At 69.8% G+C, this 14,114-nt stretch carries 12 protein-coding genes; 9 read left to right on the top strand and 3 right to left on the bottom strand.

Annotated elements, in window-relative coordinates:
• Positions 1–15 precede the first annotated feature (15 nt).
• A complete protein-coding gene (locus B9Y70_RS09810) occupies positions 16–462 on the bottom strand; it encodes a methylated-DNA--[protein]-cysteine S-methyltransferase (RefSeq protein WP_085550090.1) in 447 nt (148 codons plus the stop codon).
• A 17-nt stretch (positions 463–479) separates the two neighbouring features.
• Here B9Y70_RS09810 and B9Y70_RS09805 point away from each other — a divergent pair, with 17 nt between their 5' ends.
• Positions 480–884 (top strand): DoxX family protein, encoded by a 405-nt coding sequence (locus tag B9Y70_RS09805; RefSeq protein WP_085550089.1) that lies wholly within the window; start codon positions 480–482, stop codon positions 882–884.
• Entirely contained in the window at positions 881–1,579 is a 699-nt protein-coding gene (locus B9Y70_RS09800) for a zf-HC2 domain-containing protein (protein WP_085550088.1), read from the top strand. The genes B9Y70_RS09805 and B9Y70_RS09800 overlap by 4 nt, the downstream gene beginning before the upstream one ends.
• A gap of 119 nt (positions 1,580–1,698) precedes the next feature.
• Here B9Y70_RS09800 and B9Y70_RS09795 read toward each other — a convergent pair whose 3' ends face one another.
• Positions 1,699–3,144: a dolichyl-phosphate-mannose--protein mannosyltransferase gene (locus B9Y70_RS09795; protein ID WP_240309234.1), complete on the bottom strand. Its 1,446-nt coding sequence runs from the start codon at positions 3,142–3,144 to the stop codon at positions 1,699–1,701.
• Positions 3,145–3,290: 146 nt separating this feature from the next.
• On the opposite strand from B9Y70_RS09795, the gene rsmI reads away from it, so the two are divergent.
• The 5 genes from rsmI to B9Y70_RS09770 all read left to right on the top strand — a co-directional run bounded on the left by rsmI (position 3,291) and on the right by B9Y70_RS09770 (position 11,281).
• Positions 3,291–4,142, top strand: a complete 852-nt coding sequence (rsmI, locus tag B9Y70_RS09790; protein WP_085550174.1) for a 16S rRNA (cytidine(1402)-2'-O)-methyltransferase — start codon at positions 3,291–3,293, stop codon at positions 4,140–4,142.
• Between the two features lie 160 nt (positions 4,143–4,302).
• Entirely contained in the window at positions 4,303–6,063 is a 1,761-nt protein-coding gene (locus B9Y70_RS09785; protein ID WP_085550086.1) for a BCCT family transporter, read from the top strand.
• Between the two features lie 10 nt (positions 6,064–6,073).
• On the top strand, positions 6,074–7,903 hold the full coding sequence (metG, locus tag B9Y70_RS09780; RefSeq protein WP_085550173.1) for a methionine--tRNA ligase: 1,830 nt from the start codon (positions 6,074–6,076) through the stop codon (positions 7,901–7,903).
• Positions 7,904–7,979: 76 nt separating this feature from the next.
• Positions 7,980–9,185 carry an MFS transporter gene (locus tag B9Y70_RS09775; protein ID WP_420838455.1) on the top strand — a complete coding sequence of 402 codons (1,206 nt, stop codon included), beginning with the start codon at positions 7,980–7,982 and terminating at the stop codon, positions 9,183–9,185.
• 29 nt (positions 9,186–9,214) lie between these two features.
• Entirely contained in the window at positions 9,215–11,281 is a 2,067-nt protein-coding gene (locus tag B9Y70_RS09770; RefSeq protein WP_085550084.1) for a RecQ family ATP-dependent DNA helicase, read from the top strand.
• Here the strand turns inward: B9Y70_RS09770 and B9Y70_RS09765 are convergent.
• A complete protein-coding gene (locus tag B9Y70_RS09765; protein WP_085550083.1) occupies positions 11,278–11,898 on the bottom strand; it encodes a cyclase family protein in 621 nt (206 codons plus the stop codon). The genes B9Y70_RS09770 and B9Y70_RS09765 overlap by 4 nt on opposite strands.
• An 18-nt stretch (positions 11,899–11,916) precedes the next feature.
• Between B9Y70_RS09765 and B9Y70_RS09760 the strand changes: the two genes are divergently transcribed.
• Together B9Y70_RS09760 and B9Y70_RS09755 are read left to right on the top strand one after the other, a co-directional pair.
• Complete coding sequence (locus B9Y70_RS09760; protein ID WP_085550082.1) at positions 11,917–12,756, top strand: TatD family hydrolase; 840 nt, start codon at positions 11,917–11,919, stop codon at positions 12,754–12,756.
• Between the two features lie 190 nt (positions 12,757–12,946).
• Entirely contained in the window at positions 12,947–14,107 is a 1,161-nt protein-coding gene (locus tag B9Y70_RS09755) for a resuscitation-promoting factor (protein WP_085550081.1), read from the top strand.
• Positions 14,108–14,114: the final 7 nt, after the last annotated feature.

Genomic DNA, 14,114 nt, shown 5'->3' with positions numbered 1-14,114 from the left:
GACTCCGGAAACGGTTCAGAGGTTCCCGCGAATCCGTTTTTCGTGCGCGAGCAGCCATTCCTTTGCCTCCAGCCCGCCGCGGTAGCCGCCGAGGGAGCCGTCGGAACGCAGCACGCGGTGGCACGGGCGGATGATGGGCACCGGGTTGCTGGCGCAAGCCGAGCCCACGGCGCGCACGGCCCGGGGGTTGTCGCACAGGGCCGCCAGCTGCGCGTAGGAGACCGTCTCGCCGTAGGGGATGTCGCTGAGTGCGGCCTGGGCGCGGCCCCGGAAACCGGCGTTGGGGAGGTCGAGGGGGACGTCGAAAAGCAGACGGCGACCGGCGAAGTACTCGGTGAGCTGGGTGGCGGCGTCGAGAAGCAGCGGGGTCTCGGGGACCGCCTCGCCGCCGAAGTCGATCGCGGTGAGGCCGCGGCTGCTGGCGCGCAGGGACAGCGGGCCGATGGGTGTCTCGAGCAGCATGAGGGTAGTCTATCCGCATGGACAAACCGGCCGTGAGGGATGCTGCGCTGCTGCTTCTGCGTATCGTCCTCGGCACCGTGTTCATCGCGCACGGCTGGGACAAACTGATGTTCACCGGACTCACCGAGACCACCGGACAGTTCTCCGCCTGGGGCGTGCCGCAGCCGCAGCTCTCGGCCTGGCTCGTCATGGCGGCCGAACTCCTCGGCGGGGCACTGCTGGTGGTGGGGCTGCTCACCACCTTCGTCGCCGGCCTGCTGGCGCTGCTCATGGTGGCGGCGATCTGGTTCGTGCACCTCGACTCCGGGTTCTTCACCGCCACCGGCGGGCTCGAGTTCCCGGCGGTGCTCGTGGCCGCGCTCGTCATGATCGTGGTGTTCGGATCCGGCCGGGTGAGCCTCGATGGAGTGTTGAGCAAGTGATTGACCACGAGAAGGTGCAGGCGGCACTCTCCGCCCGGATCGACGGCGAACCCTCGCCGCTCTCCGACGACATCGTCGACTCACACCTCGCCGTCTGCGAGGACTGCCAGCGTTTCCACGACGAGGCCCTGGCCCTCAGCCGCCGCCTGCGCTTCATCGAACCCGACGACGGCGGCATGACCCCGCCCGCCGACCTGTCCGAGGTCATCATCGCCGGCGTCGAACCGGAGTGGCGCCGCGCCGCCAGCGCCCGCACCGTCGGCCTGGCTGTCTCGCGGGTGCTGCTTGTCATCGCCGGTGTGCTGTGGGTTGTGTGGGGCATTCAGCTGCTCGGCTCCGCCGGCGGCCTCAACCCGGTCATCGACGGTGTCTCCGCGCCGGGGGCCGATCCCGCGACCGCGTCGCTGCTTGTCGACGCCGCCGCAGTCCGCTTCTCCTTCGCGCTGGGCCTGTTCACCGTCGCCTGGAAGCCGCGCCTGGTGTCGTCGCTGCTGGTGGTGCTCGGCGCGCTGTGGACCTTCCTCTTCGGCTTCCTCGTGCGCGACTTCGTCCTCGACACGGTGGAGTCGGGGCAGGTCATGGGGCTGCTTCTCCTGCTGCTGACGCTGCTGTCCCTGGCGTGGGCGTGGCTGTCGCATCACGGGTACGTGTCCGTGCGGGCGCTGCTGCGGGAGCTGGGATCGGGGCCGGTGTAGTGGGTCGTCATTACGATGCTCGTAAATACGACCGGAAAATCCACAATAGACCGCTTATACGGGCAGGTCGACTGAATGGTAGTACGTCGTAATTACGAACGTCGTAAATACGACCCGCCCTACACCCAGCTCGGCAGCCACATCAGCGACTGGTACCAGACCTCTGGGATCATGAATCCGTAGAGGATGGGCAGCCAGTAGAGGAACGACGCCACCACCAGCGACAGGTAGGCGATCACCGCGACGGTACCCCAGCGGATCTCCCCGCCGGCCAGGCGGCGCACCCACATCCACGGCACCGGCGCGCCCCGGCCGTGGAGCTGCCCCAGCGTCAGCGCGAGCATCGTCACGATGAACGGGGCGAGTGCGGTGGCGTAGAAGAAGTACATCTGACGGTCGTAGCCGATGAGCCAGGGGATGAAGCCCGCGGCGAAGGCGACCACGGCGATGAGGAAGCGGCGGTCGCGGCGTACGACGAGGCACCACAGCGCCCACGTCAGCACCGGCACGGTCAGCCACCAGATCGCCGGGGTGCCGAAGAGGTAGATCATGCGGCGGCAGGTGCCCACGGTGCAGTCGATGTCGGTGGAGGAGAAGTAGAGGATCGGGCGCCCGGCGACCAGCCAGGACCACGGCTTGGAGTCCCAGGGGTGGGAGTGCCCGCCGGAGGTGGTCAGGGAGGCGTGGAACTCGAGCACCGACTGGTGGTAGTGCCAGAACCCGGCGGCCCAGTCCGGCAGCAGGTCCCGGGCGAGTCCGTCCTCCATCTGTCCGTCGACGGCGGCGTGGCGGTAGACGGAGGTCTCGGCGGCGAACCAGGCACGCCAGCTCCAGAAGTAGAGCAGGACGGGGACGATGACGAGGGAGGCGAAAGCGGGGACGGCGTCGCGGAGCAGGGCCCCGAGCAGGGGGCGACGCACCCCGTACCGGTGGCGCAGCGCGGCGTCGACGGCGACGGCCGCCAGTCCGAAGAACGCCATGTAGTACAGCCCGGACCACTTGACGCCGAGCGCCAGACCGAGGGCCACGCCGGCGGTGAAGCGCCACCAGCGGAAGCCGAGGCGGGGGCCCAGCGGGGAGTCACCGAGACGTCCGTCGAGCCAGGCGGCGTGCAGGCGGGCGCGCATCTGCTCGTGGTCGCAGACCAGCGCGAATGCGGCGAGCACGATGAAGAACACCTGGAAGATGTCGAGCATGCCGAACCGTGATCCGACGAGCAGCACCCCGTCGCACACCGCGATGACGCCGGCGAAGGTGGCCACCTGCCAGGTCCCGGCGAGGCGGCGGACGAGCAGCATGGTCATCACCACCGTCGCCGCGCCGAACAGTGCCACCATGACGCGCCACCCCAGAGGGGTGTAGCCGAAGATCCATTCACCGAGGGCGATGAGCTGTTTGCCCAGCGGCGGGTGGACGACGAGACCGTAGCCGGGGTTCGACTCGATGCCGCCGATGAGGGCGTTCTCCCAGGAGCGCACCATGTCCCACGCCTGGGGGACGTAGTGTTTCTCGTCGAACACCGGGGTGCCGGAGGAGACGGCGCTGGTCAGGCCGACGAAGCGCATGAACAGGGCGAGGACCGCGATGGTCAGGGTGCTCAGGGTGTCGGCGCGCGTCCACGCCCACGGGCGCGGGGTCACGGGACGGACGCGCCGGGCATGGCGGGGACGGTCGAGGGCGGTGCTCACGGGGACGAGTCTAGGATACGGGCATGGTCTCCGATGCTCCGCTGCTGCCGTCGAGGGGTGTGGTGCTCGCCGCCACGCCGCTCGGCAACATCCACGACGCCTCCCCGCGCCTGCGTGCCGCACTCGCGGAGGCATCGGTCATCGCCGCGGAGGACACCCGCCGCGTGCGCACTCTCGCGGCGGCGCTCGGGGTCGAGATCACCGGGCGGGTGGTGTCCAACTTCGACCACAACGAGGAGGGGCGCGCCCGCCAGCTTCTCGACGCCGCGCGTTCCGACGTCGTCCTCGTCGTCACCGACGCCGGTATGCCGCTGGTGTCCGACCCCGGGTTCTCGCTTGTCGACGCCGCGCACACCGCCGACGTGCCCGTCACCTGCCTGCCCGGCCCCTCCGCGGTGCCGACGGCCCTGGCGCTGTCCGGCCTGCCGGTGGGCCGTTTCCTCTTCGACGGTTTCGCCCCGCGGAAGGCGGGGGCGCGGCGTACGTGGCTGGAGTCGCTGCGCACCGAGGAACGGGCGGCCTGCTTCTTCGAGTCCCCGCACCGCCTGGCGGAGACCCTCGAGGTGGCGGCGGAGGTGCTGGGTCCGACGCGCCGGGCGGCGGTGTGTCGCGAGCTGACGAAGACGTACGAGGAGGTCCGCCGGGGCACGCTCCCGGAGCTGGCCGACTGGGCCGCCGGGGGAGTGAAGGGTGAGATCACGGTGGTCATCGAGGGCGGGGCCGCCGACGAGGCCGACGCGGAGGCCCTGGTACCGGTCGTGGAGGCGCTGGTGGAGGAGGGGACCCGCCTCAAGGACGCGTGCCGGGAGGTCGCAGCCGGGCGGGGCGTGTCGAACCGCGAGCTGTACGAGGCGGTGCTGGCCGCGCGCCAGTGAAGTGTTATGCCTTCGTGAGGTTACGTGTCCGTATTGCCCGCTTACGCTGCCGATACGGACAGTAACGGAACAGTAACGGTGACGGTGGTTGTGGCCTGACCGGGCGTCGATAAGCGTCTTTTGCTTTGGTACCCGGCCGGGCATCCACAACACTGGATTTATGACTACACCCCATCCGGACCCTCACCCGGACACAGCCACCCACGAACTGGCGGCGATGATGGATGACGCGGACGTCATCGGCCACCGCCTCGAGCAGGAGGAGGCGGTCGCCCCCGAGCCGGTCGACGACCGCGCCCGCTTCGACTGGTGGATCATCGGCGTCGCCGCGGCGGTGGTCACCGCGACCGTCTCGTGGGGACTGACCGGGCCCGACAGTTTCGCGAACTTCGCGGCGCAGTCGCTAGGCTTCATCGTGGACAACCTGGGGTGGGCGTTCGTCATCTTCGGCACCGTCTTCGTCGCGTACATGATCGTCGTGGCCGTCTCCCGCTTCGGAGCGATCAAACTCGGCGGGGACGACGAGGCCCCGGAGTTCCGCACCGTCTCCTGGATCGCCATGATGTTCGCCGCCGGCATGGGCATCGGCCTCATGTTCTACGGAGCCACCGAACCGCTCACCTTCTACCGCGACGGAGTGCCCGGTCACGCCCCGCGGGAGGTCGGCACGGCGATGGCCGGCACCCTCTTCCACTGGACACTGCACCCGTGGGCCGTCTACGCCATCGTCGGCCTGGCGATCGCCTACTCGACGTTCCGCCTCGGGCGCCGCCAGCTCATCTCCTCGGCCTTCGTACCGCTGCTGGGGGAGAAGGGCGCGCGGGGCTGGAAGGGCCGGATCATCGACATCCTGGCGATCGTCGCCACCATCTTCGGCACCGCCACCTCCCTCGGTGTCGGCGCCCTGCAGATCCGCGCCGGCCTGTCCGCCTCCGGGCTCATCGACGACCCGGGCACGTGGACCATCGTCGGCATCATCTCCGTGCTCACCCTCGCCTTCGTGCTCTCCGCCGTCTCCGGCGTGGGCAAGGGCATCCAGTACCTGTCCAACGCCAACATGGTCATGGCCACCGCGCTGGCCATCTTCGTGTTCATCCTCGGCCCCACCGTCACGGTGCTCAACATGATGCCCACCGCGATGTCCTCCTACTTCGCGCAGTTCTTCGAGATGGCCGGCCGCACCGCCAACTCCGCCGACGGCACCGCCGGCGAGTGGCTCGGCAGTTGGACCATCTTCTACTGGGCGTGGTGGATCTCCTGGTCGCCGTTCGTCGGCATGTTCCTCGCGCGTATCTCCCGCGGCCGCACCATCCGCGAGTTCACCATCGGCGTCCTCGTCGTGCCCTCGCTCGTCTCCGTCGTGTGGTTCTCCGTCTTCGGTGGCTCCGCCATCATCTTCGAGCAGACCGGCAACTCCATCTGGGGCGACGGCACCGCCGAGTCCCAGCTGTTCAACCTGCTGCACCAGCTGCCCGGCGGCACCATCGCCGGCGTCCTCGCCATGATCCTGCTGGGCACGTTCTTCATCACCTCCGCCGACTCCGCGTCGACGGTCATGGGCACCCTGTCCCAGGGTGGGCGTACCGACGCCACCCCGTGGGTCTCCGCCATGTGGGGCCTCATGACGGCGGCCGTCGGCATGGTCATGCTCACCGCCAGCGAGGATTCCCTGGCCAACCTGCAGTCCATCACCATCGTCGCCGCCAGCCCCTTCCTCCTCATCATCATCGGGCTCATGGTGGCCCTGTGGAAGGACCTGAGCAACGACGTCATCTACCTCGACCACCGCTCGCAGCGTGAGTTCAACTCGCGCCTGGCCCGCGAACGCCGCATCCACCGGGAACACCGTCTGGCCGAGGAGCGACGGGCCCAGCGGGCGCAGCGGCTGGCCAAGCGCAACAAGGCGCAGCCCATGAAATAAGGTGGTCTCCATGACCCAGTCTGTGCTTGTCTCCGTCGCCTGGCCGTACGCGAACGGCCCCCGCCACATCGGACACGTCGCCGGTTTCGGCGTCCCCTCCGACGTCTTCGCCCGCTACCAGCGGATGATCGGCAATGACGTGCTGATGATCTCCGGCACCGACGAGCACGGCACCCCGCTGCTGGTCCAGGCCGACAAGGAGAACGTCACCGTCAAGGAACTGGCCGACCGCTACAACCGGCAGATCGTCGAGGATCTCGCCGGCCTCGGCCTGTCCTACGACCTGTTCACCCGCACCACCACCCGCAACCACTACGCGGTGGTGCAGGAGCTGTTCAAGGGCCTGTACGAGAACGGGTACATGATCAAGGAGACCACCATGGGTGCCGTCTCCCCGTCGACCGGCCGCACCCTGCCGGACCGCTACATCGAGGGCACCTGCCCCCTCTGCGGTGCCGACGGCGCGCGCGGCGACCAGTGCGACAACTGCGGCAACCAGCTCGACCCGGCCGACCTCATCAACCCGGTGTCCAAGGTCAACGGCGAGACCCCGGAGTTCGTCGAGACCGAGCACTTCCTCCTCGACCTGCCGTCCCTGGCGGAGGCCCTCGGCGAGTGGCTGCGCGGTCGCGAGGACTGGCGCCCCAACGTGCTGAAGTTCTCCCTCAACCTGCTCGAGGACCTGCGTCCCCGCGCCATGACCCGCGACATCGACTGGGGTGTCCCGATCCCGGTCGAGGGCTGGGAAGACAACAACGCCAAGAAGCTCTACGTCTGGTTCGACGCGGTCATCGGCTACCTCTCCTCCTCCATCGAGTGGGCCTGGCGCTCCGGTAACCCGGACGCCTGGAAGCAGTGGTGGCAGGACCCGGCCGCCGAGGGCTACTACTTCATGGGCAAGGACAACATCACCTTCCACTCGCAGATCTGGCCGGCCGAGCTGCTCGGCTACGCGGGCCGCGGCGCCAAGGGCGGGCAGCTGCACAAGTACGGCGAGATCAACCTGCCGACCGAGGTCGTGTCCTCGGAGTTCCTCACCATGTCCGGCTCCAAGTTCTCCTCCTCGAAGGGCGTGGTCATCTACGTCAAGGACTTCCTCGCCGAGTTCGGCCCCGACCCGCTGCGCTACTTCATCGCGGTCGCCGGCCCGGAGAACACCGACACCGACTTCACCTGGGACGAGTTCGTCCGCCGCGTGAACAACGAGCTGGCCAACGGCTGGGGCAACCTGGTCAACCGCACGGTGTCCATGGCGCACAAGAACTTCGGCGAGGTCCCCACCCCGGGCGAGCTCACCGACGCCGACACCGCCATCCTCGACCTGGCCGCGAAGACCTTCGACATCGCCGGGGAGAACCTGGCGGCCTCGCGCTTCAAGAACGGCATCACCGCCGCCATGCACGTCGTCGGCGAGGCGAACGCCTACATCGCCGATCAGGAGCCGTGGAAGCTGGCCAAGGACGAGTCCCAGCGCGAACGCCTGGCCACCGTCCTGTGGACCGCCCTGCAGGTGGTCTCCGACTGCAACACCCTGCTCACCCCGTACCTGCCGCACATCGCGCAGCAGGTGCACGAGACCCTCGGCCGCGAGGGCGTGTGGGCGGCGTCCCCGGAGATCCGCGAGGTTGCCGACGACATGCCGGTCGAACTCGTCGGCGTCGGTCTGCCCGAGGAGGGCGCGACCTACCCGGTCATCACCGGTGACTACGCCTCCCAGCAGGCGGTGTGGGAGCGTGTCGACGTCGTCCCGGGCACTCCGCTGAGCAAGCCGAAGCCGCTCATCCAGAAGCTGGATCCGGAGCTGGCCGAGACCGGCCCGGAGTGGGCCCCGGTCCAGTAACCGGCCGGGAAATGGTGTGACGTACTAGGCTGGGCCTCCACTGCATGGAAGGAGGCCCGGGTTGAGTAACCCACGTCTGCGGTCGACGCAGGTCATGTCGGCCCTGCTGCTCTTCGCGGCCGTGTTCGTCGCGGCGTTCAACCTGCGTTCCGGCATCTCCTCGCTCGGCGCCGTGCTTGCCGACGCCCTCGCGGCCTTCGGCGTCGGCGGCTCCCTGGCCGGTGTCATCACCGCGATCCCCGGCCTGTTCTTCTCCGTGCTGGGTCTGCTGGCCGTGCCGCTGGCGACCCGGATGGGGCTCTCGCGCACGCTGTTCATCGGCATGGCCCTGTCGCTGCTGGGCCTGGCGGCGCGCCCCTGGGTGGGGGACATCTGGGCGTTCATCGTGCTCACGGTGTTCGTCACCGTGGGCATCGCCCTGGCGAATGTGCTGCTGCCGGCGTGGATCAAGAACCATGGTGGCCGCCACATCGTCGCGCTCATGACGGTCTACGGTTCGGTGCTGGGCATCTCCGGTGCCGCCGGACCGCTCACCGCCCTGCTCAGCGACGACTTCCGGTGGGCCCTGTTCCTGTGGGCCGTCCCCGCGGCGCTGCAGGTCGTCGTGTGGTTCGTGGTAGTGCTGCGGGTGGGACGCGACGTGCCGACGTCGACCTCGCCTCGGGCGGAACAGGCCGGCGTCGAGAAGCAGGTGTCCCTGTGGCGGTCCCCGACGGCCGTGTTCCTCATGATGTTCTTCGGCCTGCAGTCCATGCACGCGTACATCCAGATGGGCTGGCTGCCGAAGATCCTCGTCGACCACGGGGTGTCCGCGTCGACGGCGAGCCTCGCGCTGGCGTGGGTCGGCAGCTTCAACATCGTCGGCGGGCTCATCATGCCGGTCATCATCGACCGCCTGCGGTCCATCGTGTGGCTGCCGGTGCTCTTCTCCGCGCTCATGGCCGCCGGTTACCTGGGGCTGTGGCTGGCGCCGTCCGCGTCACCCCTGCTGTGGGCGTCGCTGCTGGGCATCGGCGGTTTCTGCTTCCCGACGGCGATCGCGCTCATCCCCGCCCGCTCCCGCGTCCCGCTGGTCACGGCCCGGCTGTCCGGCTTCGTGCAGCCGGTCGGCTACGTCATCGCGGCGGTCGGCCCGCTCGTCGTCGGTGTCGTGCGCGAGTCGACGGGGGACTGGTCGCTCATCCTCCCCGTGCTGGCGGCGATCTGCGTGCTCATGGGCGCGGTCGGTTTCCGGGCCGCCCGCGCCAGTTTCGTTGACGATGAACTCGCAGGTCAGAGGTGATGTCGGGGGCATGGTCTAGCGTGGGGGCCATGCAGGCAACCAGGGATCGGGCCAATGACCTCCTCACCGGCATCGCGGGGCCGGGCGCGCAGTTGCGCGATGACCAGTGGACCGCGATCGACTCGCTCGTCAACGACCGGCGTCGCATGCTCGTCGTGCAGCGCACCGGCTGGGGTAAATCGGCGGTGTACTTCATCGCGGCGAAGCTGCTGCGCGACGCCGGAGCGGGGGCGTCGCTCATCATCTCCCCGTTGCTGGCCCTCATGCGCAACCAGGTGGCCGCAGCAGGGCGCGCCGGGATCCGCGCCGCCACCCTCAACTCGGCGAACATGACCGAGTGGGAGGAGATCCAGGCACAGGTCGCCGCCGGGGAGGTGGACGTGCTGCTGATCTCCCCGGAACGGCTCAACAACCCGGGCTTCCGGGACGAGGTGCTGCCCGCGCTGGCGGCGACGGTCGGCATGGTGGTGGTCGACGAGGCCCACTGCATCTCCGACTGGGGGCATGACTTCCGCCCTGACTACCGGCGTATCCGCGACCTGCTCGCCGGCCTGCGTCCGGGCGTCCCGGTGCTGGCCACCACGGCGACGGCCAACGACCGCGTCGTCGCGGACGTGCAGGCCCAGCTGGGGGCCGATACCGGTCTGCTGCGCGGCGGGCTCGACCGTGAGTCGCTCCACCTGTCCGTCGTCCGCCTGCCCGACACCACCCAGCGCCCCGCCTGGCTGGCCACGCACCTCGCGGAGCTGGAGGGCTCCGGGATCATCTACTGCCTCACCGTCGCCGCCGCCGAGGACCTGGCGGAGGCGCTTGAGGCCGCCGGGTGGAACGTCGCCGCCTACACCGGGCGTACTGAGGCGACGGAACGCGAGCGTCTGGAGCAGGCGCTGATCGACAACGAACTGAAGGCCCTGGTCGCCACCTCGGCGCTGGGGATGGGGTTCGACAAACCCGACCTCGGCTTCGTCGTCCACGTCGGCGCGCCGGGCTCGCCGGTGAGCTACTACCAGCAGATCGGCCGCGCGGGCCGCGGCACCGACCGCGCCGACGTCATCCTCCTCCCCGGGGCCGAGGACCGCGACATCTGGGAGTACTTCGCCTCCGTCTCCTTCCCCGACGAGGCGACCGTCCGCCACCTGCTCGGCGTGCTGGGGGACGAGGCGCAGTCGACGATGAAGCTCGAGGCCCAGGTCGATCTGTCCCGCTCACGGCTGGACCAGGTGCTCAAGGTCCTCGACGTCGACGGCGCGGTCCGTCGGGTCAAGGGTGGCTGGGTGTCCACCGGGCAGCCCTGGGAGTACGATGCCGCCCGCTACGCCGGCCTCGCGCAGGCCCGGCAGGCGGAGCAGGACGCGATGCTCGAGTACCAGACCACCGAATCCTGCCGCATGCTCTTCCTCCGTGGCCAGCTCGACGACGCCACCGTCGAGGGGCCGTGCGGGCGGTGCGACAACTGCACCGGCCGCCTCCGGGATCCGGCGGTGGATCCGGCCGTCGCCGAGCATGTCGACGCCCGCCTCACCGCCCCCGGCGTCCGCGTCACCCAGCGTCGCCAGTGGCCCACCGGCATCTCCGTCCGCGGCCGCATCCAGGGGGTGGAGCCCGGCCGCGCCCTGGGCCGGCTCAACGACATCTCCCGCGGCCCGGCACTGACGCGGCTTCTCGCCGATCCCGCCTGGCGCCCCACCTCCCCCTGGCGGCAGGACACGTGGCTGCCGCGCATCGTCGCGGTGCTGTCCGACTGGGACTGGACGCAGCGGCCCACCACTGTGGTGGCACTCGGCTCGCATGATCCGGAGCGCACCGCCTTCGTGGGGGCGTTGGCGGAGGCCATCGCCGGGGTAGGTCGGATGTCCTTCGCGGGCGTCCTGCCCGTGCGCCCCGGGGCGGGGGAGGTGACCGCGCAGAACTCCGCCTACCGCGTCACCGCGCTGCTCGACCACTGGGACTACACCGGCGTCGGGGAGGCGGACGGCCCGGTGCTGCTGGTCACCGACCTCATCGACACCGGCTGGTCCGTCACGGTCGCAGGCCATGCCCTGGCGGAGCGCACCGGTCAGCCGGTGCTGCCCTTCGCGCTGGCGAGCCGGGGTTAAACCACCGCCACCGCCCGGCACGGGAACGACGACCCACCGGCGGGCACCGGCCAGGACACCCACATCTGCGCCCCGGTCGCCGGGACCTGCTCCAGCCCGGTGAGGAACTCCACCTGCCAGTGGTCGTTCTCCAACCACCAGCGCTGCGCGGGGTAGTCGCCACGGTCGGTGAGCACCGAGGGGTCGGTGTTGAGGGTGTCGTGGCCGACGGCGGTCACACCGCGGGAGTGGAGCAGCTGCACCGCCTCGAGCGACCACCCCGGCGCCGGCCCGTCGGCCCACCCGGTGTGCAGGGCGGCGAAGCTGTCAGCAGGCACGCGGCCGTGGGTGTCCTCCCACGCGAGGATGTCGGCGGCGGTGAGGAAGGAGGCGTCGGGAAGCGGGAACACCACGAGGGGGAGGGGCTCGACGGGGATGTCGGCGAGCGTGCGGCCGCCGGGCCGGACGTGGGACGGGGCGTCGACATGCGTGCCGGAGGGGCCGACGAAGGCGTAGGCCAGCACCTCGAAGGAGTCCGCAGCTGCGGACTCCAGCTCGCTGACCTGCAGCGGGGGATCGGTGGGGAAGCGCGGCATGTCCGGGTGCAGCAGGCGGGTGAGGTCGACGAAACGGGGCATGTCCCTAGAATGTCAGCCATGTCCAAGAAGAAGCCCCGTCCCACGCCCGTGCCCGCCGACCCGATTCCCGGCATCGTCGATGCCCACACGCATCTGGCGTCGGCAGGTGCCCGGACCCCGGAGGAGGTCGACGCGATCGTCGAGCGCGCCCGGGCGGCCGGTGTGGAACGGATCTGCACGGTCGGTGACGGCCTGGCGGAGGCGGAGCTGGCGCTGGCCGCCGCGCAGCGCAACGAGCGGGTCTTCGCGGCGTGCGCCATCCACCCGACCCGCGCCCAAGAGCTCGACGACGCCGCGCGCGCCCGCCTCACCGAGATGGCCGCCGACCCAGCCTGCGTGGCCATCGGCGAGACCGGCCTGGACACCTACTGGATCCGTCACGAGCCGGAGCGCACCGCGCCGCTGGATGTGCAGGAGGAGGCGCTGCGCTGGCACATCGAGCTGGCGATCAGCTCCGGTAAGGCGCTCATGCTGCACAACCGGGAGGCGGACGAGGAGCTCATGGCCGTGCTCGCGGATGCGCCGCAACCGCCGGAGACGATCCTGCACTGCTTCTCCTCGCCGCTGGCGATGGCCGAGGAGGCCCTCGAGCGTGGCTACGTGCTGAGCTTCGCCGGCAACGTGACCTTCAAGCGGAACGAGGAGCTGCGTCAGGCTGCGCGGATCGCTCCCCGCGGGCAGCTGCTCATCGAGACGGACGCGCCGTACATGACGCCCGAGCCTTTCCGTGGGGCGCGCAATGAGCCGGCCCTCATCGGACACACCGCTCTGTGTGTCGCGGAGGCCCGTGGTCAGGACGTGGCAGATCTAGCGCTCGAGCTGACGGAAACGTTTCAGCGGGTGTATCAGCGGGGGTAGTGAGCACTCTCACAGGCCCGTCTGAGCAGGTCTTATGGGGTTTCTGAGGCTGTGGTGGAGCATGTGTCGGGCGTTGTTGACGTGTCGCGGGTTTCCTGGACGTCACGCAACTGTTACCGTACTGTGATCAACGACCGAAATGTCCCGACCGGACACTTCCCCCGAATGAGATCGAGAACTTAAACTCCCCATGGGCCTGAACAGCACTTCACGAATCACGCGGATCAACAACCCCGGCACCTCCACCACCAAGCGCCTCGCCGCAGGCGGCGTCTTCGGTGCCGTCCTCGTCGGCGGCGTCGCCGTCGCAGGTGCCCAGAAGGACGTCGTTCTCGACGTCAACGGTGAGACCACCGAGCTCACCACCCTCTCCCGTGACGTCGCCGGGGCGCTCGAGGCCGCCGGCGTCGCCATCGGTGAGCAGGACCTCGTCTACCCGGCCCCGAGCGAGTCCCTCGCCAAGGGTGAGACCATCACGGTCCGCACCGCCAAGCCGGTCGCCGTCGTCATCGACGGTGAGACCACCGAGGTCACCTCCACCGCGCTGACCGTCCAGGATCTCATCGGCGAGCTCTCCGACGTCCGCCCGGCCGCCAAGGTCGAGGAGCCCGGCGACACCCGCCTCACCGACGGCATGCGCGTCGAGGTCACCACCCCGAAGATCGTCGCCCTCAACGACGGCGGCAAGGTCGTCTACACCGAGGTCGCCGCCTCCAACGTCCGAGAGCTTCTCGACGCCCGCGGCATCGAGCTCGGCGAGCACGACCGCGTCACCCCGGGTCTCGACGTCGCCCTGCGCAACAACTCCCAGGTCGAGATCGAGCGCGTCGCCGTCACCGAGGAGACCACCACCGAGTCCTTCGAGCTTCCGGCCGAGTACATCGACGACCCGGAGTCCCTCGAGGGCACCGAGACCATCGTCGAAGCCGGCACCCCGGGTACCCGTGAGGTCACCACCCGCGTAACCACCGTCAACGGCGTCGAGTCCGCGCGTGAGAAGGTCGCCGAGCACGAGGTCGCCCCGGCCACCGCCGCCCGCATCGCCCGCGGCACCAAGGCTGCGCCGGCGGCCCCGTCCGCTGCGGCCGCCCCGTCCGTCGCCGGTGGTTCCGTGTGGGACACCCTCGCCCAGTGCGAGTCCGGTGGCAACTGGGCCATCAACACCGGCAACGGCTACCAGGGTGGCCTGCAGTTCTCCCCGTCCACCTGGGCCGCCTACGGTGGCACCGCCTACGCGCCGACCGCGAACCTGGCGACCCGTGAGCAGCAGATCGCCATCGCCGAGAAGACCCTCGCGGGCCAGGGCTGGGGCGCCTGGCCCGCCTGCACCGCCAAGATGGGTCTGCGCTAAGCCGCAC

It is taken from the genome of Corynebacterium pollutisoli (genome assembly GCF_900177745.1).
Lineage (GTDB): Bacteria > Actinomycetota > Actinomycetes > Mycobacteriales > Mycobacteriaceae > Corynebacterium > Corynebacterium pollutisoli.
This window is presented reverse-complemented; position numbering and strand designations above follow the sequence as displayed.

What these genes read in the sequence shown, in the direction of transcription:
- B9Y70_RS09785 (WP_085550086.1), top strand. Translation starts at nt 4,303, where the DNA reads ATGACTACACCCCATCCGGACCCTCACCCGGACACAGCCACCCACGAA.
- B9Y70_RS09805 (WP_085550089.1), top strand. Translation starts at nt 480, where the DNA reads ATGGACAAACCGGCCGTGAGGGATGCTGCGCTGCTGCTTCTGCGTATC.
- rsmI (WP_085550174.1), top strand. Translation starts at nt 3,291, where the DNA reads ATGGTCTCCGATGCTCCGCTGCTGCCGTCGAGGGGTGTGGTGCTCGCC.
- B9Y70_RS09760 (WP_085550082.1), top strand. Translation starts at nt 11,917, where the DNA reads ATGTCCAAGAAGAAGCCCCGTCCCACGCCCGTGCCCGCCGACCCGATT.
- metG (WP_085550173.1), top strand. Translation starts at nt 6,074, where the DNA reads ATGACCCAGTCTGTGCTTGTCTCCGTCGCCTGGCCGTACGCGAACGGC.
- B9Y70_RS09795 (WP_240309234.1), bottom strand. Translation starts at nt 3,144, where the DNA reads ATGCGCTTCGTCGGCCTGACCAGCGCCGTCTCCTCCGGCACCCCGGTG.
- B9Y70_RS09755 (WP_085550081.1), top strand. Translation starts at nt 12,947, where the DNA reads ATGGGCCTGAACAGCACTTCACGAATCACGCGGATCAACAACCCCGGC.
- B9Y70_RS09770 (WP_085550084.1), top strand. Translation starts at nt 9,215, where the DNA reads ATGCAGGCAACCAGGGATCGGGCCAATGACCTCCTCACCGGCATCGCG.
- B9Y70_RS09810 (WP_085550090.1), bottom strand. Translation starts at nt 462, where the DNA reads ATGCTGCTCGAGACACCCATCGGCCCGCTGTCCCTGCGCGCCAGCAGC.
- B9Y70_RS09765 (WP_085550083.1), bottom strand. Translation starts at nt 11,898, where the DNA reads ATGCCCCGTTTCGTCGACCTCACCCGCCTGCTGCACCCGGACATGCCG.